This window comes from Undibacterium sp. Ji42W (genome assembly GCF_049340405.1).
GTDB lineage: Bacteria > Pseudomonadota > Gammaproteobacteria > Burkholderiales > Burkholderiaceae_D > Undibacterium.
This window is the reverse complement of sequence record NZ_JBMPOV010000004.1, coordinates 238,685-252,062: the sequence shown is the minus strand read 5'-3', so window position 1 is coordinate 252,062 and position 13,378 is coordinate 238,685. Positions and strand designations below refer to the sequence as shown.

Here is a 13,378-nt window from a genome sequence, read left to right as displayed (position 1 = left end):
TAGAGATAGCCTCAATCTATATGTTCAACCAATAATTGTACTCTGGTGACGCCATTGTATTCATTGGCATCGAGTCTGAAGGCAACGTGGATATTTTCAGGAAGAGTGTCAGTATGGCCGAACCAGATGGCATCATAGCGCAGCTTATTTTTCTCTAGCACCAGCTTTAAATGGCGCTCTTTTAATATCCTCTGCGATATCAGTTTAAAGTCATCACAAAATATAGGGGGCGGGAAGCCTTGACCCCATACTTGTGTTTCCAGCAGGCGGATAAAGTCTGTCGTGTAATACGCTTCTTCCAATGGGCCATCTGTTTCCACGACACGCTCAAGCTGGTGTATCTGCAACCAACTTTTTCCTACGGATTCAAAAGCCTGCTGAAATGCAGGAAAGTCTTCCGTCCGCAAAGTCAGCCCTGCGGCCATCGCATGACCACCAAATTTTTGTATCAGGCTAGGCGCGTGTTTGGACACCAGATCAAGCGCATCGCGCAAATGAAAGCCAGGTATGGAACGGCCCGAACCCTTGATCAATCCCTCTCCGCCGGGTGCAAAGGTAATGGTGGGGCGATAAAACTTGTCTTTCAGGCGTGAGGCGACGATACCAATGACGCCCTGATGCCAGCTTTCATCAAAAACGGTAATCGTATTGCTGTCTTGTGGCTGGAAATCGTCCAGGTGAAGCAATGCCACATCCTGCATTTCGCGTTCTATGTCTTTGCGGTCAGCGTTGATGCTATTCAATTCCTGGGCAATTTGCCATGCACGTCCTTCATCATCCGTGGTCAGGCATTCTATGCCCAACGCCATATCAGCGAGACGTCCGGCTGCATTCAGCCTGGGGCCAAGTGCAAATCCAAGGTCAAAAGGGCTGGCATTACGCGGTTCACGGCCAGCTACGCGAAAGAGTGCGGCTATGCCTGCGCACATGCGCCCAGCGCGCATACGCTTTAGACCTTGTGCTACCAAAATACGGTTGTTGGCATCCAGTTTTACTACATCGGCAACCGTACCTAGTGCCACCAGATCCAGCAACGTATCCAGCTTGGGTTGATTTTGCTGGTCAAATACGCCGCGTTGACGCATTTCTGCCCGCAAAGCCAGCAGTACGTAGAACATGACTCCAACTCCAGCCAGGTTCTTGCTAGGGAAACCGCATTCAGGCTGGTTAGGATTAACGATGACGGCGGCATCCGGCAAATGATCGCCCGGTAAATGGTGATCGGTGACGACTACGGCAATACCACGGGCGTTGGCTGCTGCCACGCCGTCAACACTGGCAATGCCATTGTCGACAGTGACAATGACGTCTGGAGATTTTTCTTTTTGCGTCAGTGCGACGATTTCCGGTGTCAGGCCATAGCCGTATTCAAAACGATTCGGGACGATGTAATCAACATGTGCCCCCAGCATACGCAAGCCGCGCAGACCGACGGCACAAGCGGTGGCACCATCACAATCATAATCAGCTACGATAACCAGTTTTTTGTTTTGTGCAATCGCATCTGCCAAAAATTTTGCAGCCAGGTCTATATGCAAGAGCCCTGCAGGTGGCAGCATGGCATTCAATTCGGTGCTGAGTTCTTTCTCTCCCGTTGCACCACGCGAGGCATACAGGCGAGCAAGCACAGGGTGCAGACCACTTTGGCGCAGCATTTCAGATTCACGGAAAGGGCAGGGGCGTACAGTAATGCGTGTCATGAAATCGAAAACAAGTGATGTAATGAGGGTTTGATCCAGAATTTGCGTAGGGACCAGGGCGTCAGGTCAAAACTGGCTATTCTGTGGGCATCGCTGAAATTTAGTTTTAAAACGGTGATTTGTTTATTCTGCAAACCTGCCAGCAAAGGAGAAAACCAGTTTTTTTCCAATTCATGCATATTATCCAGCCATAGCGCCCAGTCGTTATTGATTGCAGCTTCACATAGACTGCCGAGCAAAACAGGTATTTGTTGATTCGCTGCTTGTGACTGAGAAAGATGTTGTGTGTAGTCACTCGCCATACCAAGTTGCTTCAGGTCTGGATTCAGACTCTGCGCGCCTCCTGATATCCAGACTGAATTGATGACTTTGGCACCGCGCATCTCGCGCCGGGTATTGATATCATGGGTAAACCATTGCATTTGTATTTCATTTTGCAGCTTACGCCATGGCCGTTCAAATTCGCCTTTTGGCATCCATATGTCAATGTTGTGTCCGCATGCAGCGTCTACCGTGGCGGTTTGCAGGTCTGCCCATTCATCAGCGCGCAAGAACCAGGTGTGCGCGTTGCCGAACAAGAGTTGCAGGCCCATTTCTTCGCAACTCGCTTTCGCCTGTTCAAACAAGACGCGAGATTCTGCTTCACTGATATTTAGTTGACGCTGATCTGTCAGTACTAGATGATCACGGGCAATATGGATGTGCACTGGCTGCAAGATGAACCAATGACCGGACTCAGGTGTCAGACCATGCATTTGCATACGATTCCAGGCAATTGGCGGGCTATTGGCTTTTTCTTTTGGGGGAAACCCGCTGGCAAGCCAGTATTCATAACTCAGTGCGCGTGAAAAATCATCAGCAGACCGTACCTGCGCTTTGCCTGCGCAGGCGACTAACTGGGCCAAAGCAGGGGTATGCAATTCTTTTAACAGATCTTTGACAAGGCTTGCTGGCGGTATCCCGAATGGGATTATCAATTCTAAATAGCTCATAGTGCTGTATTGTAGGGCAAACGTATGGCAAACTGCTGGCTGCCTTCACAACAAGTATAAATGCAGTGAAAAATCTCTCTTTTGAATGGCTGGTCGGCTTGCGTTATACGCGTGCTGGCCGGCGTAGTGGCCGTAATGGTTTTATTTCTTTTATCTCGCTCATCTCCATGGCGGGTATAGGGCTAGGTGTGGCAGCCATGATTGTTGTCATTTCAGTCATGAATGGTTTCCAGAAAGAAGTACGGGACCGTATGTTGTCCGTGCTGGCACATGTCGAAGTCTTTGATGCCAGCGGAGCTTTGCCTGACTGGCGAGCGACGGCGCTTGAAGTACAAAAAAACCCTGCAGTCACCGGGACTGCTCCCTATGTTGATGGACAGGCCATGATCATCCGCGAAGATGTCATGCGTGGTGTTATCCTTCGCGGCATTTTGCCGGAAGAAGAACCCAAGGTCTCCGATGTAGCCAGCAAGATCAAGTATGGCAAATGGGCTGATCTCAAGCCGGGCGAGTTCAATATCGTGCTGGGTTCTGCACTAGCGAGCAGCTTGCGGGTACGCATAGGTGAAAAAATTACGCTGGCCGCACCAGAAGGGCAAATGACGCCTGCTGGCGTGGTGCCGCGGCTGAAAGCGTTCACTGTGGTTGGCATATTTGAAGCTGGTCACTATGAATATGATTCTGGCATGGCGTTTATGCATATAGAAGATGCGCAAAAATTCTTCCGTCTGAATTCTCCCTCTGGCCTGCGTTTGCGTATCAAGGAAATGCTGAAGGCACCTCAAGTGGCACAAGAATTGTCGCGTACCTTGTCGGGGGACTTGCTGATTCGTGACTGGTCGCAACAGAATAAAGTATATTTTGCTGCGGTAAAAGCAGAAAAAACCATGATGTTCATCATCCTTACCCTGATCATCGCGGTGGCTGCCTTTAACCTGGTTTCCACCCTGGTCATGACGGTGACTGACAAGCAGGCTGATATTGCCATCTTGCGCACCTTGGGCGCTGCGCCTTCATCTATCATGAAAATCTTCGTGATACAAGGAACCATCGTCGGTTGTCTTGGCACGCTATCGGGTGTGGGCATGGGTTTATTGATCTCTTTGAACATTGATGTGATCGTGCCTTTCATAGAGCGTTTGCTGGGTATACAGTTGTTGTCCAAAGAGGTGTATGTCATCAGCAAGTTGCCATCTGACGTGCAATTGTTCGATGTAATGACTATTGGCGGCGTTGCTTTAGTCCTGGCCATGTTGGCTACCATTTATCCTAGTTGGCGTGCTTCGCGCGTGAAGCCTGCGGAGGCATTGCGTTATGAGTAATCAAGTATTGAGTAAAGAACAGAATAAAGAAGAGAGCAAGTCCGGCAATAAGCAAGAAGCGGTTTTATCTTGCAGCGATCTGGGTAAAACATTTTCGCAGGGCCTGGACTCTGTCAATGTGCTGAAAGAAATCAACTTGAGTGTTTTCAGGGGGGAGCGAGTTGCCATCATAGGTGCTTCTGGCTGCGGCAAGTCCACGTTGCTGCATTTGCTGGGTGGTTTGGATACGCCGAGTAAAGGTACTGTGACACTGCAAGGCAAGGATTTTGCCAGCTTGAGTGAAACTGTCCGTGGTACTTTACGTAATCATGCCCTTGGTTTTGTTTATCAGTTCCATCATTTATTGCCTGAATTTTCGGCACTGGATAACGTCGCCATGCCACTTATTATCCGTCGTATGGCGCGGACTGAAGCGCAAAAAATAGCACAAGCCATTTTGGAAAAAGTCGGTCTCGGGCATAGACTCAAGCATGTGCCCGGTGAATTATCGGGTGGTGAACGCCAGCGCGTAGCACTGGCGCGCGCACTTGTTACCCAGCCAGCTTGTGTACTGGCAGATGAGCCTACTGGTAATCTGGACGGCAGCACAGCCCAGCAGGTATTTGCGCTGATGCTGGAATTGTCGCGTACTTTGGGTACTGCTTTTGTTATCGTGACTCATGATGCAGAATTGGCCGGGCGCTGTGACCGTGTTTTTCGTTTAACTGATCGTGGACTGCAACAACAATAGAAATGGCATGCAAAAACCCGGCAAAGTGAATTTCAGGAAACGCCATAGCGCGCTTTCCATGGCTCATTTTTCTACCCTACCAGGTGGCTGGGCCATGCTTAGCCTGTTCTCTGTCTTTGCCTCATCTGCATCACCCGTATTGGCAGCGGATACGGTAGAGCTGGTACTGCAACTGGAAACCTCGCTGACTAGTGACAGTAATCCCTTCCGCTTTTACGAGCAGACAGCCAAAGCGGCGCAACCTGATCAAGCAGACCAAGGTGATCAGTCAGGCCAGCCTGGCATTGCAGATGGCAAGCAATTCCGCAACCGCGATAGCGTAACCGGCACCGACGTGCGGGCGGGTGCCATTATTCCCATTTTATCTGACCGCACCCGCCTGATATTGACGGGTTCGCTCGGTAACCGCCATTATAAAAACTATAAAGAACTCGATCATCACCTGACCGCCGCCGATGCCACTCTTCAATGGGCAGCAGGTCAAATTGTCAATGGGCAAATTACTGCCGGAAAAGAAGACCGATTATTCCAGTACATTAACGGCAGCCTGACAGATAAAGATATCTCACACCAAAAGCGTGCTGCCGCCAATGTCAACTTTAAACTGACCGATGAATGGTCTTTCAACCTCAGCCTTGACAGGGCTGGTCTGAATTACGATTTGCCGTTGAATCAGCTATATAACTTTGACGAGCGAGGCAGACAATTGAGTGGGCGTTATTATTCCCCAACAGGGTCAAGCGTTGAAATTGGGACGCGTTTATCAGAAACAAATTTCCCTGACAGGAATGAGCAGGATATTGCCGACCTGGACAAGGCATATAAAGAATCTGAAGTTTTTCTCGATACCGAGTGGCGTTACAGTAGCAAGTCTGTCACGAGCGCGCATCTGGGTGTTATCAGGCGCCAGTATGACGTACTGACTGAGCGAAACACCAATTTGTCGAATATTCTTTTGCGTGGCACTTATCATTACTCGCCTAAAGTGCGGCTTGATTTGCAATTGTGGGATCGGCCATTTACCATTGTTGACCGCACTGTCGTTTATGTGCTGAGCAAGGCATTGCGCTTTGACGCGCAATGGAAGTATTCTGACAAATCACAGATGAATTTCTCCACGCTTTTTCAAAACAGCGATAATGTGTTAGTGCCTCGTCTGGCGACACTGGCTGATGGCACCTCGCGCAAGGAGAAATTGATACGCGTCGGTTTGGGGGGGGCTTATGAGTTTGAGCGGGGCTTCCGCTTGGTGTTTGATAGTTTTTATGAAAAAGTCCAGCGTGAATCTGATGGTGTTAATCTGAAGCAGGCCGTGATCAAACTGGGCCTGGAATATACCTATGAAAATTTACCTGGGAGTAATTTACGCATGGGCTTGAAACGTTACCAGCATTCCTTGAGCGCCTCGGATAGTTTGCGCTGATTATGGGGCTTGCACAAAAATTCAGCCGCTTTGCGGCACGCCATACAGCACATCGCTGGTTGCCACTAAATAAAGGCAGGGGAGTCGTCAGTTTCAGTTTTGATGACGTGCCAGCCAGTGCCTGTCATCAGGGTGCCATGCTGCTGGAGTTGTATCAGGCACGCGGTACTTTCTATATATGTGGCAGCCTGACTGATGGTGTCGAGCAAAATCAGCCTTGTCATAGCGTAGAGGACTTACAGCGTTTGCTACAAAATGAGCATGAAATTGGTTGCCACACCTACTCCCACACCAATTGCGCCAATGCTTCTCCTGATTTTTTAGTGGCGGACTGGGAACGCAATCAAGCTTTTTTCAAGCAGAACAATATCGTTAATCACGGTTTTGCTTTTCCTTTTGGTGCCTATGATCTGGGTAGCAAGCTGGCCGCAACCAAACGCTTCTCATATAACCGCATTACCGGCGGCGGCACCCAGACTGGCCGTGCCGACTTGTCTGCATTGCGTGCGCAAGCCCTATACTCTGCGAACAATAATCAGGATGAGATTGGTGCCTTGATCAAGCACACTGCCTCAGTAGGTGGCTGGCTGATTTTATATAGCCATGAAGTTAGTGAAACACCAGGCCCATGGGGCACAACGCCCGCTTTGTTGGAAGGCGCCTTGCAGACGGCGACACAGGAAAGCTGCCAGATATTGCCAGTGCACAAAGCAATTGATTTTTTTCTTTCCTGACGGTGTACATGGTTTTTACTCAATTCAGACTTGGGTAAGTTACAATTCTTGCGGTTTTAATCTTAATTTTTCAGGTAGCAGACAACATCCATGAGCCAACATAGCCAGTTTACCCTGCTGTCACAGCGCCGTTTTGCCCCTTTCTTCTGGACGCAATTCCTCGGTGCATTCAATGACAATGTGTTCAAGACAGCCTTGCTGACGATACTGACCTATGACGCATTGTCCTGGACAGACATGAATGTTGGCCTGCTCAATAACTTGATCCCTGGCTTATTCATTTTACCCTTCGTACTGTTTTCAGCGACTTCAGGCCAATTGGCTGACAAGTTTGAAAAAGGCCGTATGGCCCGCAATGTCAAACTGCTCGAAATTGGCATCATGCTGGTTGCTGCAGTTGGCTGGCAAACACATAATCTGTGGCTCCTGATTGCGGCTGTTTGCGGCATGGGTATACATTCCACTTTGTTTGGCCCGGTCAAGTATGCCTACTTGCCTCAACATTTGAAGACAGATGAACTGGTCGGTGGCAATGGTTTGATAGAAATGGGTACCTTTGTCGGCATTTTGCTTGGCGAAATTCTGGGTGCCATGCTGGTCGTACACAAACCATGGGGTACTGAGTTGGTAGCAGGTGGCGCTATAGTTGTTGCCATCATGGGTTATCTGACTGCCCTGCGTATCCCAGATTCGCCAGCGCCTGCGCCTGAATTGAAAATTAATTGGAATCCAGCGACTGAAACTGTCAGGAATATCAGCTTCAGCAAACAAAACCGACCGGTGTTTTTATCTCTGCTGGGTAATTCATGGTTCTGGTTTTATGGCGCTATCGTTCTCGCACAATTCCCTTTATATGCGAAAAATTATTTGCATGGCGATCACAGCGTATTCGTGCTTTTGCTGACGATTTTCTCTTTTGGTATAGGAGCAGGTTCCTTGCTGTGCGAAAAACTGTCTGGTCATAAGGTGGAGATTGGTCTGGTCCCATTTGGTGCCATTGGCTTGTCGGTATTTGGTTTTGACTTGTATCTATCCAGCCTCAGCTATACCAATGTGGTAACTGTCGGCGCGATGGAGTTCATCAAGCAAACTGGTAGTTTGCATATCCTGTTCGACATCACAATGATAGGCATCTTCGGCGGTTTGTACATCGTGCCATTATTTGCCTTGATACAGACACGTTGCGACCCGAAACATCTGTCACGCACAATCGCTGGCATGAATATCCTGAACGCCTTGTTCATGGTGGTTGCCTCATTATCTGCAGTGGCCATGCTGGAAAAAGGCTTCACGATACCGCAAATTTTCATGGCAACCGCCATCCTGAATGCTATCGTAGCGATCTACATATTCAGCCTGGTGCCAGAATTTTTGATGCGCTTTATTGCCTGGATATTGATACATACGATATACAAGGTCAAGACCATCAATACTCAGCGCCTGCCTGATGAGGGGGCAGGCATCCTGGTCTGTAACCATGTCAGCTACATGGATGCCATCGTCATCATGGCATCAAGCCCAAGACCGGTGCGGTTTGTCATGGATCACAGGATATTTAAAATACCTTTCCTGTCCTGGGTATTCCGTACTGCCAAGGCCATTCCTATCGCGCCGGCCAAAGAAGATCCTTGGTTGATGGAGAAATCTTTTATCGATGTAGCCCAGGCTCTGCATGAAGGTGATCTGGTATGTATTTTCCCTGAAGGAAAATTGACGGCCACAGGTGAGTTGAATGAATTCAAAGGCGGGATCATGAAGATACTAGAGCGTAGCCCTGTTCCGGTTTATCCCCTGGCTTTGCGGGGGCTATGGGGCAGTGTATTTTCGCGGGATAAAAGCAATTCCTTTGGACGCGCATTCCGTCAGGGTCCATTTTCAAAACTGGAACTGGTCGTGGGTGAGGTCATGCAGCCGCAGGATGTGACTCCTCAAGGGCTGCAGGAAAAGGTCAGCGAGTTGCGTGGAGAATGGAAGTGAAATTCAGATGTCAGCTTAGTTTTCAGGCTGAATCCTGGCTGAATCAAGCAGATCTAAGATAAAAAATGGCGCATTCAATATTGAATGCGCCATTTTTATTTGCTGCGTTTTTTACTACGTGAGTTCGCTTACAAAATCTCGCTCGCGTGATCTGCCAGACGTGAACGTTCACCACGCGCCAGTGTGACATGGCCGCTGTGTGCCCATCCTTTGAACCTATCTACAACATAAGTTAAACCGCTGGAACCTTCAGTCAGGTAAGGCGTATCGATCTGGGCGATATTACCCAGGCAAATGATCTTGGTGCCGGGGCCTGCGCGCGTTACCAAAGTCTTGACCTGTTTTGGGGTCAGGTTCTGTGCTTCGTCGATGATCAGGAATTTGTTGACGAAAGTACGGCCACGCATGAAGTTCAGGGACTTGATCTTGATTTTCGAACGTATCAAATCCTGCGTAGCGGCACGGCCCCAGTCACCGGCATCGTTGTCTGACTTGTTAAGTACTTCCAGGTTGTCGTCAAATGCCCCCATCCATGGCGACATTTTTTCTTCCTCTGTACCTGGCAGGAAGCCTATGTCTTCACCAACTGGCACAGTAACGCGCGTGACGATGATTTCATTATAGGTTTTGGTTTCCAACACTTGTGCCAGGCCAGCAGCCAGGGCCAGCAAGGTCTTGCCGGTACCAGCCTGACCCAGAAGGGTAACGAAATCGCATTCCGGATCCATTAAAAGATTCAGCGCAAAGTTTTGCTCGCGATTGCGTGAGGTGATGCCCCAGACGCTATGCTTGATGTGGCCATAATCACGCAAGGTCTGCAACACCGCAGTCTTGCCATTGATTTGTCTGACCTGGCCATAGAAAGACGCTTCGCCATTCTTTGGTTCGAGATAGACAAACTGATTCACCAGCAGGGAAGGGATGACCGGGCCGGTAATGCGGTAGAAAGTCGTGCTCAGACCATTGCGGTTTTCTTGCCAGGTTTCTATACCTTTTCCGTGCTTGTTCCAGAAGTCGTCAGGCAATTGCACGATGCCTGAATACAGCAGATCAGAGTCTTCCAGCACATGGTCATTGAAATAGTCTTCTGCTGGCAAGCCCATGGCGCGCGCCTTGATGCGCATATTGATGTCTTTCGACACCAGTACCACAGGGCGGCCAGGCATTTCTGTTTCCAGCGCGCGTACTACACCGAGTATCTGATTATCCGCCTTGCCTTTAGGCAGGCCTACTGGCAAGTCTGCGCTTTGCAGCTTGGTCTGGAAGTACAGATGACCCTTGGCATCCTTGTTGCCCAGTTTGGACAACAGTATACCTTTTTCTATATCGTGATGATCGATATCGCCTACTAGCGCGTCCAGCGAACGCGATACTTGGCGCGCATTGCGGGCGACTTCGGACATGCCTTTCTTATGATCGTCCAGTTCTTCCAGGGTGATCATAGGTAGGTAGACATCATGTTCTTCAAAACGGAACAACGATGACGGGTCATGCATCAGGACATTGGTATCAAGCACAAACAATTTAGTTGTACCAGATTTGTCGGCGGCACGGCTGGTGCCAGACTTGACGCGGCTGTCATGGGTCTTGGCCTTGCTTGCTGCGACAACTGGCGAGGCTTTGGCGACGACAACTGGCGCTGCTTTTTCTGCAATGGGCTTACTGACGACTGCCGGGACAGGTGCGGCTTTCTTTCTTTGTGGTACGGGTGCTACATCAATAGCTTTGATTTTCTCTGGCGTTGCGGATTTTATTGTTTTGGCTGGTTTGCCTTTTTCTGCCTTCGGATAATCCTTGGGTGAAAGCAGTGCTGCTGGCTTGGTCGGCATTTTTGGCAATGGCATGAAAACCTCAATCAAAAAGTGAGAGCTGAAAAGTTAAAAGCCGCTAAGGACATACCAACATCGCTGCTGGCACTGTCTTTTGCGGCTTTTATCAAGAGTAATTCTGGAGAGTTCAATTAAGTTTGGGCGCTCACAAATTCGAGTACTTCGTCTACGTGTCCTGCTACTTTAACTCCTCGCCATTCTTTCACTAATTTACCATTGCCGTCAATCACAAATGTGCTGCGTTCTATGCCACGCACTTGTTTGCCATACATGTTCTTCATTTTCATGACATTGAACAACAGGCATAAGCTTTCGTCAGGGTCAGAAATCAGTTCGAAAGGCAGGTCTAATTTATTTTTAAAGCCATCATGAGAGCGCAGGCTGTCACGGCTGACACCAAAAACTACGGAATTCGCTTGCTGAAATTGTGGATGCAAGTCACGGAAAGCAATGCTTTCGGTCGTACAGCCAGGGGTGTTGTCTTTTGGGTAAAAATAAATAATGATATTTTTACCCATATACTCGCTTAATTGAAACGCTTTACCACCAGTCATGACGGCGGAAAATTCTGGTACCTGGCAATTTAGTGCAGAAGGGGTCTCAGCCACTTTCATCTCCTTGGTTAGGGGTGGAGAAATGTTGCTGACTGACTAGATCAGGGCGACCAGTTCTCCGGAACGACCTGGCAAGCTCGCCCATGACAATGGACGTGTCGGTAAGTCACTGTTCTTGATGGACGCATAGTAGTCCGCCATTGATATACAACGATAACCTTGCTTGTGCCAGCCTGTCAGCAATTCCTCGAATATGGGGGCGAGTTTTTGTCCTTCAAGCTCTGCATGTAAGGTAAATACATGATCTTTTGGATTTGCTGTCAGTTTCAGTATATTGGCAGCGATATTTGACTCGCTAATGACATTGCCAGCGATGTCGCGTCCCAGCAACTCGTCGAGAGTCGGCAGGGTAGTTGGCATCTGTATACAAGACATGATATTGCTGCCGACTTGCAGACGGTAGGGGCCAGCGTCTGCATTGGCAAGGCTGCCATCGTCATTGAGCATGGCGCGGCCATCAGAGGCGTATTGCATGCCGAACTGGTCAAGCTGGGCAAAAGCGTGACCATTCATTTGCCAGCCAGCCGCACCATGGGTTTTTGGCGTGGTACCAAAAATTTGCTGGAAACGCTGGTGAGCCTGTTGCATTTGTTTGCGCGTCCAGTCAAGGTCACGTCCCCGCACATTGTCTTGCCAGACTACATGGTCCCAGGTGTGGATGCCACACTCAAAACCGGCATCACGCACTGCCTGCATTTCGGTAGTGCAGCTACCTATATCAGGTGCAGGCAAGAGCACGCCATACATGAGGGTCTTGAAACCATAATGTTCGAGGACCGATGTACGCGATACTTTTTGGAAAAAACCAGGGCGAAAAGCCCTGCGCAAGGCCCATCCTGTGTGGTCCTTACCCAAAGAAAACAGGAAAGTGGCGCCTGCATTATGCTTCTTGAGAAGGCGCACCAGGTTAGGTACGCCTTCTTTAGTGCCGCGATAGGTATCGACGTCGATCTTGAGAACGATGGTAGGCATGTAGTCCAGTATTAGTCCATCAAGGCACGGGCTTCGGCTACCTGGCTGCGGTAGGCATCGAAAATATTGCGCATGGTGTCTGGCATGGTCGTCACTGGCTTCCAGCCGAGTTCTTCGCAGGTGTTGGTGATTTTTGGAACGCGGTTTTGCACGTCCTGATAGCCTTTGCCGTAGTAGGCTGCAGATGTGGTTTCTGTCAGTTCTACTTTTTTGGCTGTTTCAGCATACTCAGGATATTCAGCAGCCAGATCCAGCATCATGTGAGCCAGTTCGCGGATGGAGAAATTATTGGTCGGGTTACCGATGTTATAGATCTTGCCGCTGGCGATGCCGTTTTTGTTATCGATGATACGCATCAAGGCATCGATACCGTCGTCGATATAGGTGAATGCACGTTTTTGCGCGCCGCCATCAACCAGGGAAATATTTTCACCGCGGACGATATGACCAAAGAATTGCGTCACGACGCGTGAGCTGCCTTCTTTAGGCGTGTGGATATTATCCAGGCCAGCACCGATCCAGTTGAATGGACGGAACAAGGTGAAGTTCAGGCCTTCCATGCCATAACCCCAGATCACGCGGTCCATCAATTGCTTGGCGCAAGAATAAATCCAGCGTGGTTTATTGATCGGGCCACAGATCAGTTCGGATTCTTCAGGATCAAATTCTTCATCATGGCACATACCATAAACTTCAGAAGTGGACGGGAATACCAAGTGCTTGCCATATTTTGCTGCGGAGCGGACGATAGGCAGGTTGGCTTCAAAGTCCAGCTCGAAGACGCGCAAAGGCTGTTTGACATAAGTCGACGGTGTGGCGATCGCAACCAGAGGCAGGATGACATCGCACTTTTTGACATGGTATTCAACCCATTCTTTATTGATGGTGATGTCGCCTTCAAAGAAATGCATGCGTGGGTGATTGATCATGTCGCCCAAACGCTCGGTCTGCATGTCCATGCCATACACTTCCCAGTCTGTGGTTTCCAGAATGCGCTTGGACAAATGGTGACCGATAAAACCGTTCACGCCGAGTATGAGGACTTTTTTCATAATGAATTCTTTTTAAAGTAAATGTTGATTGCC

11 protein-coding genes are annotated in these 13,378 nt (G+C 49.2%); 5 read left to right on the top strand and 6 right to left on the bottom strand.

Annotated elements, in window-relative coordinates; all coding sequences use genetic code 11:
- Nucleotides 1-11: 11 nt before the first annotated feature.
- Entirely contained in the window at nt 12-1,700 is a 1,689-nt protein-coding gene (gene recJ, locus ACO0LG_RS10475) for a single-stranded-DNA-specific exonuclease RecJ (RefSeq protein WP_423026030.1), read from the bottom strand.
- Nucleotides 1,697-2,677, bottom strand: coding sequence for a hypothetical protein (locus ACO0LG_RS10470; protein ID WP_423026028.1), 981 nt, complete (start codon nt 2,675-2,677; stop codon nt 1,697-1,699). The genes recJ and ACO0LG_RS10470 overlap by 4 nt, the downstream gene beginning before the upstream one ends.
- Nucleotides 2,678-2,748: 71 nt before the next feature.
- On the opposite strand from ACO0LG_RS10470, the gene ACO0LG_RS10465 reads away from it, so the two are divergent.
- The 5 genes from ACO0LG_RS10465 (at nt 2,749) to ACO0LG_RS10445 (ending at nt 8,878) form a co-directional block, all read left to right on the top strand.
- On the top strand, nt 2,749-4,014 hold the full coding sequence (locus ACO0LG_RS10465) for a lipoprotein-releasing ABC transporter permease subunit (RefSeq protein ID WP_423026562.1): 1,266 nt from the start codon (nt 2,749-2,751) through the stop codon (nt 4,012-4,014).
- Complete coding sequence (gene lolD / locus ACO0LG_RS10460) at nt 4,007-4,744, top strand: lipoprotein-releasing ABC transporter ATP-binding protein LolD (protein ID WP_423026026.1); 738 nt, start codon at nt 4,007-4,009, stop codon at nt 4,742-4,744. The genes ACO0LG_RS10465 and lolD overlap by 8 nt, the downstream gene beginning before the upstream one ends.
- A 7-nt stretch (nt 4,745-4,751) precedes the next feature.
- Nucleotides 4,752-6,167 carry a hypothetical protein gene (locus tag ACO0LG_RS10455; protein WP_423026024.1) on the top strand — a complete coding sequence of 472 codons (1,416 nt, stop codon included), beginning with the start codon at nt 4,752-4,754 and terminating at the stop codon, nt 6,165-6,167.
- A 2-nt stretch (nt 6,168-6,169) separates the two neighbouring features.
- A complete protein-coding gene (locus ACO0LG_RS10450; protein ID WP_423026022.1) occupies nt 6,170-6,901 on the top strand; it encodes a polysaccharide deacetylase family protein in 732 nt (243 codons plus the stop codon).
- A 90-nt stretch (nt 6,902-6,991) separates the two neighbouring features.
- Nucleotides 6,992-8,878: an MFS transporter gene (locus ACO0LG_RS10445; protein ID WP_423026020.1), complete on the top strand. Its 1,887-nt coding sequence runs from the start codon at nt 6,992-6,994 to the stop codon at nt 8,876-8,878.
- 128 nt (nt 8,879-9,006) lie between these two features.
- On the opposite strand, the gene ACO0LG_RS10440 is transcribed toward ACO0LG_RS10445, so the two are convergent.
- The 4 genes from ACO0LG_RS10440 to ACO0LG_RS10425 form a co-directional block, all read right to left on the bottom strand.
- Nucleotides 9,007-10,722, bottom strand: coding sequence for a PhoH family protein (locus tag ACO0LG_RS10440; protein WP_423026018.1), 1,716 nt, complete (start codon nt 10,720-10,722; stop codon nt 9,007-9,009).
- Nucleotides 10,723-10,838: 116 nt separating this feature from the next.
- Nucleotides 10,839-11,321, bottom strand: a complete 483-nt coding sequence (locus tag ACO0LG_RS10435; RefSeq protein WP_423026016.1) for a peroxiredoxin — start codon at nt 11,319-11,321, stop codon at nt 10,839-10,841.
- A 36-nt stretch (nt 11,322-11,357) separates the two neighbouring features.
- Nucleotides 11,358-12,293, bottom strand: coding sequence for a polysaccharide deacetylase family protein (locus ACO0LG_RS10430; RefSeq protein ID WP_423026014.1), 936 nt, complete (start codon nt 12,291-12,293; stop codon nt 11,358-11,360).
- Between the two features lie 11 nt (nt 12,294-12,304).
- A complete protein-coding gene (locus ACO0LG_RS10425) occupies nt 12,305-13,345 on the bottom strand; it encodes a bifunctional UDP-4-keto-pentose/UDP-xylose synthase (RefSeq protein WP_423026012.1) in 1,041 nt (346 codons plus the stop codon).
- Between the last annotated feature and the right edge of the window lie 33 nt (nt 13,346-13,378).